This is a genomic window from Brevibacillus choshinensis, from assembly GCF_001420695.1.
Taxonomy (GTDB): domain Bacteria; phylum Bacillota; class Bacilli; order Brevibacillales; family Brevibacillaceae; genus Brevibacillus; species Brevibacillus choshinensis.
On sequence record NZ_LJJB01000007.1, the window covers coordinates 2102224 to 2115129 of the forward strand.

General features: G+C 45.6%; 9 protein-coding genes. 3 read left to right on the plus strand and 6 right to left on the minus strand.

The features are described 5' to 3' along the window. Nucleotides 1-8: 8 nt before the first annotated feature. Together AN963_RS09940 and AN963_RS09945 are read right to left on the minus strand one after the other, a co-directional pair. Complete coding sequence (locus tag AN963_RS09940; RefSeq protein ID WP_055744310.1) at nucleotides 9-1556, minus strand: ABC transporter substrate-binding protein; 1548 nt, start codon at nucleotides 1554-1556, stop codon at nucleotides 9-11. Between the two features lie 16 nt (nucleotides 1557-1572). Next, nucleotides 1573-2775 (minus strand): M20 family metallopeptidase, encoded by a 1203-nt coding sequence (locus AN963_RS09945; protein WP_055744311.1) that lies wholly within the window; start codon nucleotides 2773-2775, stop codon nucleotides 1573-1575. Between the two features lie 168 nt (nucleotides 2776-2943). Here AN963_RS09945 and AN963_RS09950 point away from each other — a divergent pair, with 168 nt between their 5' ends. From AN963_RS09950 to AN963_RS09960, 3 genes are all read left to right on the plus strand, one after another. Further along, nucleotides 2944-4569 (plus strand): PucR family transcriptional regulator, encoded by a 1626-nt coding sequence (locus tag AN963_RS09950; RefSeq protein WP_055744312.1) that lies wholly within the window; start codon nucleotides 2944-2946, stop codon nucleotides 4567-4569. A gap of 406 nt (nucleotides 4570-4975) precedes the next feature. Then, nucleotides 4976-6625 (plus strand): peptide ABC transporter substrate-binding protein, encoded by a 1650-nt coding sequence (locus tag AN963_RS09955; protein ID WP_055744313.1) that lies wholly within the window; start codon nucleotides 4976-4978, stop codon nucleotides 6623-6625. A gap of 30 nt (nucleotides 6626-6655) precedes the next feature. After that, on the plus strand, nucleotides 6656-7765 hold the full coding sequence (locus AN963_RS09960; protein ID WP_055744314.1) for an aminopeptidase: 1110 nt from the start codon (nucleotides 6656-6658) through the stop codon (nucleotides 7763-7765). Between the two features lie 277 nt (nucleotides 7766-8042). Here the strand turns inward: AN963_RS09960 and AN963_RS09965 are convergent, their stop codons facing one another. The 4 genes from AN963_RS09965 to AN963_RS30235 all read right to left on the minus strand — a co-directional run bounded on the left by AN963_RS09965 (nucleotide 8043) and on the right by AN963_RS30235 (nucleotide 12336). Then, the gene (locus AN963_RS09965) at nucleotides 8043-9362 is read right to left on the minus strand and encodes an MFS transporter (protein WP_236707917.1); all 1320 of its coding nucleotides are present in this window, start codon (nucleotides 9360-9362) and stop codon (nucleotides 8043-8045) included. Then, nucleotides 9349-10983, minus strand: coding sequence for a PEP-utilizing enzyme (locus tag AN963_RS32355; RefSeq protein WP_055744316.1), 1635 nt, complete (start codon nucleotides 10981-10983; stop codon nucleotides 9349-9351). Before AN963_RS32355 ends, AN963_RS09965 begins: the two co-directional genes overlap by 14 nt. Beyond that, entirely contained in the window at nucleotides 10983-11870 is an 888-nt protein-coding gene (locus AN963_RS09975) for a PEP/pyruvate-binding domain-containing protein (protein ID WP_055744317.1), read from the minus strand. Before AN963_RS09975 ends, AN963_RS32355 begins: the two co-directional genes overlap by 1 nt. Nucleotides 11871-12165: 295 nt before the next feature. Further along, nucleotides 12166-12336: a DUF3934 family protein gene (locus AN963_RS30235; RefSeq protein WP_083496857.1), complete on the minus strand. Its 171-nt coding sequence runs from the start codon at nucleotides 12334-12336 to the stop codon at nucleotides 12166-12168. Nucleotides 12337-12906: the final 570 nt, after the last annotated feature.

Genomic DNA, 12906 nt, shown 5'->3' on the forward strand with positions numbered 1-12906 from the left:
TGAAAACGCTACCAACTCATATCGTGCACTTGAAACCGTTCATCTACCCGCGGTTCAAACTTCAGTTTCTTATCCATGGCGTAGATGTCGGCTTGTTGCCATAGCGGTTGAAAGGCAGCCTCTTCTACCAATTTATTCTGAATAGCATCAAACCCTTTTTTCCGCTCTTCTTTTCCAAACACAGGAATGGTCGCTTGAATTTGCTCCTCTACGGATGAATCGTAAAACCCACTGTATGGAGCGTTTTTAGTAAACAAACCCTCGACTGTGGTCTGCGGTTCAAGTGACGGACCCCAGCCGTTAATATACATATCTTTCATTTCTTTTTTTCGAATCTTGGAAAGGTGGTTCCCCCATTCATTCACCTGAACATCCACATTGATGCCAATTCTCGCCAGTTGTGCTTGAATAGCCTGTGCGACCTGGGAATCCATGGGATAGCGACCATTTGGGGTATCCAGTTGCAGTTTCAATTGAGCAGGCTCGATCCCCGCCTCCTTCAGCAGTTGTTTCGCTTTCTCTTGGTCATACGCATAATCAGGCGTCTCCGAAAATCCGCTGTTCACCTTAGGTAAGGGACCTGTCATTTTCGTTCCATATCCATTTAGTACGGACGCAAGAAGTTCATCTACATTAATAGCGTGACGAATCGCTTGACGTACTTTTTTATCTTTTAGAGGCCCGTCGTAAAACGTATTGAGTGCCACGTAGTTAAGCCTTGCAGATTCGCGGACTGCCACTTTGACGTTTCCTTGCGCCTTAATTTTCTCAACAGAATCAACCGGCAGGTTCTTGATCAAGTTCACCTCCCCGCTCATGAGTGCAGAGAGCCTTGCGCTAAATTCAGGAATATAGCGGAACCTCACTATTGGAATAGCAGGTTTTCCAGCCCAATACTGATCGTTTGCCACCAGTTCCAAGTATTGGTCTCGTTTCCATTCAGAGAATTTGTAGGGACCTGTTCCAATCGGATTGCTTGCAGCCTTCTCCAATCCCAATTCTTTGACGTGACTTGGCTCCATGATCAATAAGTCATCGGCTAAACGATCTAAAAAGTTAGCGAAGGGCTTCGTTGTGATTATACGTATGGTACGATCATCGACCACTTGTGCTTCCTTTACATTGAGCCAGCGGGAACGGTAGAACGATTTGTTCGTCTCGTCGAGAATGAAGTCAATGTTGAATTTTACCGCTTCCGCGTTGAAGGGTTTACCATTATGGAATACTACTTGATCCTTCAGTTTGAATTCCCATGTGTTACTGTCCGGATTGCTCCATTCGGTGGCGAGATTTGGGATGATTTTCCCCTCTATATCACGGCTTACCAGCGGATCGTAAATGTTTCTGAGTTGGACATCGTTCACGTAATTCAGGTCCGTATTGGCCAGCATCGTAACTGCATCCGATTCCAGCGCAATTACGACTTTCTCCGGCGTTGTGCTTCCTGCATTCGCCTCAACTTGACCTTTGGCTGGCTCATCCACATTGGTTGCCGGCGTACAAGCCGCGACGACCAATATCAACACCATTAATAGGAGCCCAAATGCTTTTTTCATTTCATTCTCCCCTTTCCTACACGTATGAGCGTTCGTTATCCGTTTCACTTAAATACGCTGCGGCTATTTGGTAGAAAAATTTCACTCCCTTCTTGTAATCCGCTATTTCGATATACTCATTCGTCTGATGAGCCAGTTCTGGTATGCCGGGGCCCATTATAAGGATGTCGCCTGACTGATACTGACTGAACACAGAGCCATCCGTAAAGTAATTGGCTCCTATCGGGGTAATGTCCGAATATCCATTTTCCAAAAGAACGTTCTGCGCCGTCCGAACAATGGAAGACTCCACTGATGTCATGACAGCCGGCAAGTCCAGCAGTGTTTCTACCTCAATTCGTGAACAGGGGTGACTCCCTGCAATTCTTGTTGCTGTCTCTTGCAAGAGTACTAGAATAGTAGAATGATTTACCGACGGATTGGTTCTGATATCAACAGTCATTTCACAATAATCTGGGACTACATTGATTTTTTCTCCCCCCTGGATTTTCGTTACGGTAAAAGTCGTTTGGGATAGGAGTGGATGGCACGTTTCTTGCATTTTAGATTGCTGCAAGCATCCAAAATAATCATGCGCCATACAGATCGCATTCATGCCTTGCTGCGGCATGGAGGCATGGGCATTTTTGCCGTAACATTTGATTTTGACCCACAGGACTCCTTTGTGAGCAATGACCAGTTTGTGTGCTGTCGGCTCCGCGATAATCATCGAATCGTATGTAGGCAACTGTTGATCACACATCATCCGTTTGGCCCCTTCACCACCTGTCTCTTCACCAAAAGTAACGGCCAACAGGCATTCACCTTGCCACTCTTCTCTTCTTTCATGAAGATACGAAAACGCAAGCAACATGCTGTAAAGCCCTCCTTTCATATCGCTGGTTCCGCGACCATACATACGGCCTTCTACACATTCGCCCGCGAAAGGGGGATAATCCCACTCGGATTCTCCTATTGCCACGGTGTCAAGATGGCCGCTGAATACCAATCGTTTGCCATGCTTGCCACTGTTGATCCGAGCAATTAGATTGGCTCTCCCAGGCGATGCGGGATAAAGCTCGTTTGGAATCCCGTAATCATTCAGAATTTTTTGTATTTTTAACGCGAGAGCAAGTTCATTTCCGGGTGGATTCACAGTGTTGCAACGGATTGCATCCTGGAGAAGGGATACCGGATTCTGCTTCTCCAGCCATTCAACAATATCTTCTTTTTCATCCATGCGTGTTCTCCCCTTCTTACTTAACTAGCTACATCATAGCAACCGCTTTCTTCACCGACTATTGACCATTTTTCCAAAAAAAAGAAGAGTGAATTGTACACTCTTTACAAGCCTGTGACTTACACTTAAAAATGCTGTCATTCAATTCGTAAATGGAGGAGGAGAAAAATGGGTTTAGCCATACGGGAAATCTTGCTCATGAAAGAGATGGAGCATGCTACTTTGCTGGCAGGATCGTTAGGCATTGACCGCATCGTTCAGTCTACCACTGTTCTGGATGCACCGGACGCGATTAAGTGGCTGAAAGGAAATGAACTTGCCCTTACTTCAACATACCCTCTATTGCAGTCTCCCGAACAGCTTGACCACCTTGTGGAGGAACTGGTAAATCGTAATGTTGCCGGGCTCGGCGTCAAACTAAACCGTTATATCAAAAAAATACCCGAAACCATGCTTCAAACAGCAAATGAAATGGGATTCCCCATTATCTCCCTCCCCAGCGAAAAGGCATGGATTGAGTTTATCAATCCGATTCTCACCGAAATCCTTAATCACCGTGCGAAGCACCTGTTGCATTCCGAGGAAATCCATCAAAGCTTTACCCGCATTCTACTCGCCAATTCAGATATGGAAGAGTTGGCCGAGCTAATTCACTTCTACGCTCGTGATCCAATTGGTATTTTCATGTTAGACGAGAAAAAAGCCATCGTTATACCAGCTCACTTTCCCCTCCCCCAGACGGATTTGCAGCAGATGTTCAACCTGAGCACCCATTCCAAAACCTTGATAGATCCCGTTCATGAAGTATACAGCATTAGATTGGCAGATCGGGATGCTGTTCTTTTGCCTGTCCATAACGCTGTAGAATTGGTTGGCCACATTGTCATTTTCCGGAATAACATGCAGTTAGCGCCGCAGGAGATCAACCTGTGTCTTCACGCTAAAAATGCTGTAGCATTAAAAATCATGCAATTGCACGCAGAACAAGAGAGCCGAAGACGATATCTGAACGAGTTTGTCACCCATCTGCTGTATCATCCTCTTACTTCTGAGACACTTCCAGAGGTTAATCGTAAAGGTTGGGAATTGGGAATTGAATTGTCCCCCAAATACATCGTTCTGTCAATCAAGCTAGAATCCCTCTCTCTCAAGGAAGTGCAAGAAATGTATGATGTACTTTCTCTTCGCCTTGAACCGGCTCATCACTACCTGCTCGGGATTGACAAGGAGAATCACATTGTCTGTCTTTATCCATCCGACATGCTTGATAAGGGATTTCACGATAATACCGCGGAAACATTCATCTCGCTTCTGCGCGGCTTGGAATCATTTAACACGCGATTGAACTGGGCAATCGGCATAAGTCAAAAAACCGATTTGTACTCTCTTCCAGATGGATATCGTGAGTCGTTAAAAGCCTTATACCATGGCATTCGGGTATCCGGGTATAAGAGCGTTCAGCTTTATCAAGAAATGGGGATCTACCGTTTGCTTACTCACCCCGCCCTTATGGAGGAAGCCCTTCACTATGTACGTGAAATTCTTGATCCCTTGCTAAATTACGACCGTGCAAATCAGGCCAATCTTGTTAATACTCTCAAAGTGTTTCTCGATCAGGAAGGGAATTATCGGGACACGGCCAAAGAGTTATTTGTTCACCACAATACAGTACGATACCGTGTTCAGTTGATTGAAAGACAAACAGGGAGGGACCTGCAGATCCAAAGCAATCGTCTTCAGTTCCAGGTTGCTCTCCTGCTGCTGCCTCTTGTCAAGAATCGTAAAGAACAATAGATGTACAGAAAAAATGAATTGGCATTTCGTCCAAAGGCTTAAGGGTAACCATTCGGTCAGATCTAATCGGGGTAGTCATAGTCGCGGTTATCCCGTTCTTGTACATAACACGTCTCAAATCCAGCATGGTTGTTTTCATGCATATTTTGCGGAGGTAAGCTCTTCTCATCAAATACCTTCGTGAATACTTCGACTAATGACAAACCGATTTATTGTGAATCCTAGTGAACCAATCAATGTCCAATATTTTAAACTATCGTTTGATTATATGTACAAATATTTAAACACTTTAGAAATGAATAACAATTTCGCTATACTTCTATGCAAGCGGTTCCATTATTCTTCACGCTGGCATGTGAGTTGCAATTATTATTCATAAAATTGAAGATCATTGGAGGGGACGTTATTGAAGAAGCAAGTCATTTCAGCCTTGATGCTGACATTCGCGATATCGGGATGCAGTGGGCAAGATGCAACAGGCACAACTTCTACACAGCCAACATCTGAGCAGCAAACCTCTCCCACGCCTGCGACCGGGACGGAGAAAATAAGGGAGCATATCTTCCGGACCAATACGTTTGTCGAACCGCCAACAGCTGATCCCGGCATTCTGGATGACATTGCATCTGAAACCGTCACCCGTGCACTGTTTGACGGGCTTACCCGGATTGGACAGGACAACAAGCCGCATGAAGCAGCTGCCGAAAAAATTGAAGTATCACCAGATGGGCTTACCTACATATTTACTATTCGCGATGCCAAATGGAGTAACGGTGATCCGGTTACCGCCTATGATTTCGAATTCGCATGGAAACGAGTACTAGATCCAAGTACCGGCTCCAAATCCCCCGACAAGCTCTATTATTTGAAAAACGGAAAAAAAGCTCACATGGGCCAGGCGAAGCCAGACGAGATTGGCGTGAAAGCTACGAACGACAAGACACTGGTTGTTACCCTGGAAAGTCCCGCTCCCTTTTTCCTGGAGTTGACTGCTTACCCCACCTACTATCCCGTCAATAAAAAACTGGTCGAATCCAACACGAAATGGGCGGTTGATCCGAACGAATATGTCAGTAACGGACCATTCAAGCTTGAAACCTGGGATCACAAGAGCAAAATGGTATTGGCAAAAAATGAGAACTATTGGGATGCCAATACAGTAAAGCTGGACAAGATCGAGCTGTCCATGATTGAGGACCCCAACACCGAGCTGTCCATGTTTGAAAATGGCGAGCTTGATCTAGCAGGTACGCCGCTGGGTGCACTGCCGTTTGATGCGATGCCGACGCTGAAGGAATCCGGCAAATTGGAGATTCAGCCGTACGCTGCTACATACTGGTACAAATTCAATACAGAAAAACCACCGTTCAACAACGTCAAGATTCGAAAAGCGTTTACGTACGCCATAAATCGCCAACAAATTATTGACAATGTAACACAAGGAAACCAGCTTCCTGCTACAAGCGCCCTACCTCCGTCTATGACTTTTAAGCAGGAACCGTTCTTCCACGATGGTGACATTCAAACGGCGAAGCAGTTGCTGGCAGAGGGCATGAAGGAAATGGGAATGACCAAGTTACCAGCTATTACACTTTCGTTCAATACGTCGGAGGGACACAAAAAAATTGCCGAAGCAATCCAGGATCAATGGAGAAAAGCGCTAGGCGTTGATGTACAGCTGAATAACCAAGAATGGAAGGTATATCTGGAGACGATACATCAAGGCAACTATCAGGTTGGCAGACTGGGCTGGGCAGCGCAGTACAACGATCCGGTCAACATCCTGGAGCTATTCAAGGAAAAAAGCGGAGCTAACAATGATACGGGCTGGGAAAATCCCCAATATAAGGAACTTCTAAGCAAATCAACGTTGGAGACCAACCCGACGAAGCGCAAAGAGCTGCTTGCCCAAGCTGAGCAAATCCTGATGAACGAGTTGCCGATCGCGCCTATCTACTACTACACCAACAACTACGTGAAGCAGCAGTATGTCAACGGTCTGTTTGTCAGTGATACAGGCAGAGTGGACTGGAAATGGACAACCCTTACAAAGTAGCGAATACACCGGATAAAGGAGAGAATGTATATGCTGGATCAACGCTTGACCAAACTAGCCGAGCATCTGCTTACCTACTCCCTCGAGTTGCAGGAAAACGAAAATCTGATGATCGAGCTGCGCGGCGAGGGACATCCCCTGGTGAAGGAATTGATCAAGGCCGCCTACGCAAAGGGGGCGCGCCCGTTTGTCAAATACGTCGATCATGGCATCCAGCGCGAATTGTTGAAAGGTACCACCACTGAACGTAGCGCGATTTTGAACAAATGGCAGGAGCCGATTTGGCGGGATATCCAGAAGGTGGTCACGATCAACGGTCACATCAACGACAGTGAAATGGCCGATGTTCCCGTAGAAAAGAGGCGTATCCATCAGGCTGGCATCAAGCCCTCCTACGATTACATGGTAAGCAATACGAGATGGACCGTCATCAGCTATCCGACACCTGCCATGGCCCAGGCTGCCAATATGCCAACCGACACGTTTTTCGACTACTACTTCCATGTCTGTCTGCTCAATTACCAGCAGATGCACGATGCATTTGTTCCACTCAAGCAGTTGATGGACGAGACGGACAAGGTGCGGATCACCGGACCCGGCACAGACCTAAGCTTCTCTATCAAGGGGATATCCAGCATCATCTGCGCCGGAAAAATCAATGTGCCAGACGGAGAAATTTACACCTCCCCTGTCCGCGATTCCGTAAACGGTACTATCACTTTCAATGCCTCTACTCCTTACCAGGGCACCAAGTTCAGCGATATCCAGCTGACTTTCGAGAAAGGGAAGGTGGTCTTAGCGCAATCCAACGATACGAAGCGGATTAACGAAATTATAGACAGTGACGCGGGTGCGCGATACATCGGAGAGTTCGCGATCAGCGTCAATCCATATATCCAGCACCCGATGAATGACATCTATTTTGACGAAAAAATTGACGGCAGCTTTCACTTTGCTTTGGGCCAGGCATACAAAAATGCCGATAACGGCAATCGTAGTACGATCCATTGGGACATCGTCAGCATTCAACGCCCTGAATATGGCGGGGGCGAAATTTGGTTCGACGACGTATTGATTCGCAAAGATGGTCTGTTTGTACACGAGGCTCTGCTTGACTTGAACCCTGAACGGCTGCGTTAACCACGTTTTTCACAAGAATGATGCCCCTATCTATTAGGAATAGAGGCATCATTCTCACACTAGTCTTTTATCATGATAGTAATCCGAATTCACAAAGCCTGTTTATCTTCAACTATGCAACTATCGAACCCGTTAGTTCAACAACTTTTCCGTTACTTGTGATACGGTTCACCATTACGGTCATAACTGCAGACAGTAAGGGTACTCAATGTAGGAATCTCAGAGGCGGCCTCACGCAGATAAACAAGATACAGAGCAACGGAGATCTATAACAAGATCATCCGCTGCTCTCTTTTCTGGATGGCTCATGTAATCCCAATGCTACGGGAATGCCCGTTAATGCGAAAAAAAACAGGGTATAGAACAGGAGATGGTAATCCATTAGCAAACTGACTAAAACGGAAGCGATCATGCCGCCCACATAGCGGAATGTGGAAAAGATACCAGAGGCTACCCCAGACATCTCCTTTGAAACAGCTTGCAGCGAAGCCGTTTGCATAGATGCTGAACCTATTCCGGCCCCTAGTCCTCCGATGACCAGGCCAATTGCGATCGCAACGAGTGAATGGTTGGAATAGAATCCTACATATATGCCCACTGCTACGGCTGAGAGAAGAAAGGAAAGCAGAACCGTCATTTTCTTTCCAACTTGATCTGTTAGGTACCCGCCAAGCCATGAAAACAGAGACATCGACAGCGAAAATACAAAGAGCAGAACGCCAATCGTTTCCACGGAAAAGTGGAATTCATTTTGCAAAAGAATGGGCATCACCAGAATGGTACTATACATGATGGCATTGCTAAACAGAATAGAAAAATTGGCACTTGTAAACATGCGGTTTTTGAATAATTGAAATTGAATGAGCGGTTCCTCACATTTCTTTTCCTGCCGGATGAACAGAAGGATTAGCATACACAGGAGTCCCAATGTCCAAATCGTCCTATATTCGTTATGCGTCACTAACAAAATGAGCGTTATGAGACTAACACCTAGAAGGATCGATCCATAGATATCCAGCGATGCATCCTTTTCCTTTTTGATGACAGGTAAAAGAAAAAACGATGCACATAACGACACCAAAGCAAAGGGGATATTGATCCAAAAGATGGACGTCCAGCCCCATAAGCTGATTAAGATCGAGCCCATTAATGGGCCAAGCGCAGCCCCAATGCCCATGGAGAAACCAAACAATCCAAAGGTCTTGCCCATTTTCTCTTTGGGTGTCGTATACCTGATGATGGCGCTGGCATTCGGAGCAGCCAATGCGCCACCGACAGCTTGGACGGCTCGAAAAATGATCAGCCACAGCAAATTCATCGTAAACAGACATGCGATAGAGGAAAGTAGAAAAAGCAGCATGCCTAAAAGAAACATCTCCCGATTGCCATAAATATCCCCCAGTTTTCCAGCAATCGGCTGAAGCACGGTCATTACGATCAAATAGACGGTAATGATCCAAGAGGCATGGGTCAGGTTGCTATGCAAAGATTCAACAATGCTAGGCAAACCAACAGCAATCATGGTTGAATTGACAGGGACCAAAAAAGTCCCTGTCAATATAGAGAGAAGCACGAGTCCGTGACTATTGTTTTCCAAAGTGAACCACTCCGTTGGTGCCATCTACCGTGACGATATCTCCATCCCGTAGAACGCTCGTCGCTACTTTCGTGCCAACTACAGAAGGCACACGGTACTCTCTGGCTACGGTTCCCGCGTGAGATAAGATCCCGCCCGCATCGGTCACGACGGCTCCCACGACTGAAAACAGAACCGTCCATGGCGGGGTCGTTGTTTTGCAAACCAGTACATCGCCTGTCTGGATTTTGGAAAAATCCTCAGGTCCTCGCACTACCTTCACAACTCCCGTATACTGCCCCTGTGAAGCCGCATATCCGGAAAAATGCTTCTCCTGCTCATTCACTTCTGGTGCCTTTAATCCAAACACGCGCTCCAAAATGGGATCGTCAGGCACTTCTTCTGGTGGTGTTCCATAAACCGGCGGCACGTTTTTTTGTTTGTTCTGCTCATGCTCCTGTTTTCGACGCTCTATTGTTTGAGATACCAAAGTGGGTTCTGACAATACGTCGAGCAACTCATCATAGTACAGAAAAAAGATATCATTAGGAGCTTCCACCACATTCGCTTCCACAAGCATCTCCCCTACACGTAACAAGAAGAGACGAGATTTCGCGGGGAGCATCGCATCAATATAGAAATGGTGGTCCTCATCCAGCCCCCAGGCCTCCAACGCCCATTGATGCAATTGGATAAACGCCTGCTTTCCTTCTCCCTCCGGCATTTTGGCTAACGTTTCAAGTACCTTCTCCTCGCGCTTTTGAACGATTTGCGCATATTCCTTTTCAAAATCATACTCTTTCTGCAAGTAGGTGCTGATCATGTATAGAACCTGATTGGGATTTTCGATCCAGGTTTCATCAAGGAATTCATGGGAGTTTGGGGAACGGTACCCGTATACCTCGAGAAATGCCCGCAGGCCTGTCAAAAAAGCTCTACCTTCTTCCTGTTGATCGAGCTGTGATACGATTTCTTCAGTGGGAAATCCGGTGAATATCCCTTCCAGTACCGCAGACTGTTTCACCTGCACAGCCAGTTTCCATAGCTCCCGATCTGTTTCCAGCGTCTTGTTCATCACACCTGACAGACATTCATAAACGGCAGTTGCATCCGACTCGTTGGTTAGTCGAGCGTACAGCTCCTCCAACGCCATCGAATGTCCGCCTCTTGGCATCACAATTTCAAAATGAAGCTGCCATGCTTTCTCGTAGAACGTAAATAGTTCCTCAACTCTTTGTTTGGCTTCATCTAATGTAGCCGTTTGGCTTCGATATACATCCAATTGACGATAAAAAGGGGAGAATATATGCTCCACGGAATCCATCAGCCTTTGCTTTTGAATCGGAAGCAAGGGACCTACCAGCTCTTGATGCTCTCGAATCCGTGAGGGCATATCTCCCTCATGAGGAAGTGTTGCTTGATAAAGGCGACCATCCGCCAATTTCATCATGAATTGACGGAGTGGCATTTTGAGATTTTCAAAGGCCGTTTTCGTTCCTTTTGTCATCGCGGGAATTTGAAACGACGCAAACAAAGGGCTTACGGCATGCGCCAAATGAACATCATCCTGTACCCAAAAATAGTTCTGTTTGTCTTCATCATTCAGAACGATCTCTCTTTGAAATTCCGTCAGTTGCGTCATCAATCCTGGCCTCCTTGGGTGGTAACAGGTCTCACTTGCAGGATGTAGATGTGGTCAGCCTTAATCGCAAATTCGATATCGACGGGATGCTGGTAGAATGCTTCCATTTTTTTCGTTTCTCTTACCAGCGACAATAGTTGCTCATCTGTGAGACAAAAGCACGCTTGCTCTTCACTAGTTGTCTCTACTTCTTTTATGCCCTTTTGCCCATAAACCATTTTCATTTCTTTGCCGCCCAGATCTCTGTGAATATAAGCAAGCTGTTTGCTGACAAGAAAGCTATCTGGCGTAACCATGCCGGAAACAATTGCTTCTCCCAGGCCATAGCTCGCGTTAATCACGATCTCTTCCTTGTTTTGGGTTACCGGATTCATACTGAAAACGACACCTGAGACATCCGCTTCGATGCACCGTTGAATCAAGACCGCCATCGGAAATTTCTCAGCAGCAATCTTTTTTTGCAGGGCATATTGCTTCACCCTGTCTGAAAACAAGGAACTCCAACACATTTTCACGCTCTCCATGAGATGAGGGAAATCTTTCACGTTGAGAATGCTCTCATATTGGCCTGCAAAAGAAGCACCCTGCAAATCCTCTGCTGCAGAAGAAGAACGAACAGCAACAGAAAGATCGGATTCGTTCGTCTCCACTTTCAGTCTCTCATAGGCGGCTGCAATGTCGCGCTCAATCTCTGACGGTACAGTCGCCTCCCATACTTTTTCCTCTAAATGATTCTCTATCATGAAGCGAGCGAGTGCATTGGAAGTAACGATAAATCCTTGTGGTACTCGGAAGTTTTCTTGAACCAATTGAGCTAAATGGAATGCTTTTGTACCGACTCGAAGGATTTCTTCCTGACCTGCCGATTGTAGGGATACCGTGTACAACCATATGCACTCCTTTACAGTAATGTAACTAAAATTTTACGAATGATTTATAATCTTTAAACAGTATTCGCGAGTGACCTTAATATTCGAAAAAAATGTTCTATTGAGCACTGATTCCTTCGTACGGTGAAGCACGCTAAATTCCCTCAACGTGAAAAAGACACGAGCTGTTGGCTTCGTGCCTTTCGAAGAGTACCAGTCGGTTCGCATAACTACCCCCGTCTTCCCAAGCTCACGGGGTATTGAAGCCACGACTATTATATATTGCCGTAGTCGATCTCATCCATTTCTGTTTTCAATCACCTTTACTACTGCTAGTGGTCTTTGCGCCACCCGCTTTTTTTTCACCTTTACTTACATATGGTTTTGGGGCGTTCTTTGCTTTCTTAGAACTAGCTTGCCATCGGTTCCATCCCTTTTTGTCTGTTCCTCTACCTGTTCCGCCTTTACCCTTAGCTTTACTCATATGTTCACTCCATTACCATTTAGATGTTGTGTTACTTGGCGTTGTTGGTTAGTTCTTCACTATTGCTTGCTTATTTATTTAAGCAAGCATGTTGAAATATACAGCATCTTATTCAATATGTACAGAAAAAAGCTCAAGTATTGTTTGATCCATAGCATTTCATAAAAAATGAAAGAATGCACGCTCTCCACATGCCCCGTATGCGTGTCAAATTAATTCATCACCAATCTTCATCTTGTCTATCTAAACTAACCTGCCCGTCAGCTTAACTCAGCGCTTTCAGTCTTCCTTATTAAAAACCAACTATAACTGAATTATTGTGTTCCTTCAAATGAATCTCTCGGTTGATAGTAAGCCATGATGAAACCTCCTTATGATTCGTATGCCAATAACTAGGCAAATTCCATGCCGAACGAAGATTCACAATATTTTGCTATTTTTGTTATGGGGACCGCTTAACGACCTATTCACCAATGAATACCCAAATACTCCAAAATGCCGCGTCTGCTTTTTTATTGGTATATTCGTTTGTGAATACCCTATTCAAGTGTGATCAACTCTATTTCATCT

Coding starts and splice junctions, on each gene's coding strand:
- AN963_RS09940 (WP_055744310.1), bottom strand. CDS start 1,556: ATGAAAAAAGCATTTGGGCTCCTATTAATGGTGTTGATATTGGTCGTC.
- AN963_RS09945 (WP_055744311.1), bottom strand. CDS start 2,775: ATGGATGAAAAAGAAGATATTGTTGAATGGCTGGAGAAGCAGAATCCG.
- AN963_RS09950 (WP_055744312.1), top strand. CDS start 2,944: ATGGGTTTAGCCATACGGGAAATCTTGCTCATGAAAGAGATGGAGCAT.
- AN963_RS09960 (WP_055744314.1), top strand. CDS start 6,656: ATGCTGGATCAACGCTTGACCAAACTAGCCGAGCATCTGCTTACCTAC.
- AN963_RS32355 (WP_055744316.1), bottom strand. CDS start 10,983: ATGACGCAACTGACGGAATTTCAAAGAGAGATCGTTCTGAATGATGAA.
- AN963_RS30235 (WP_083496857.1), bottom strand. CDS start 12,336: ATGAGTAAAGCTAAGGGTAAAGGCGGAACAGGTAGAGGAACAGACAAA.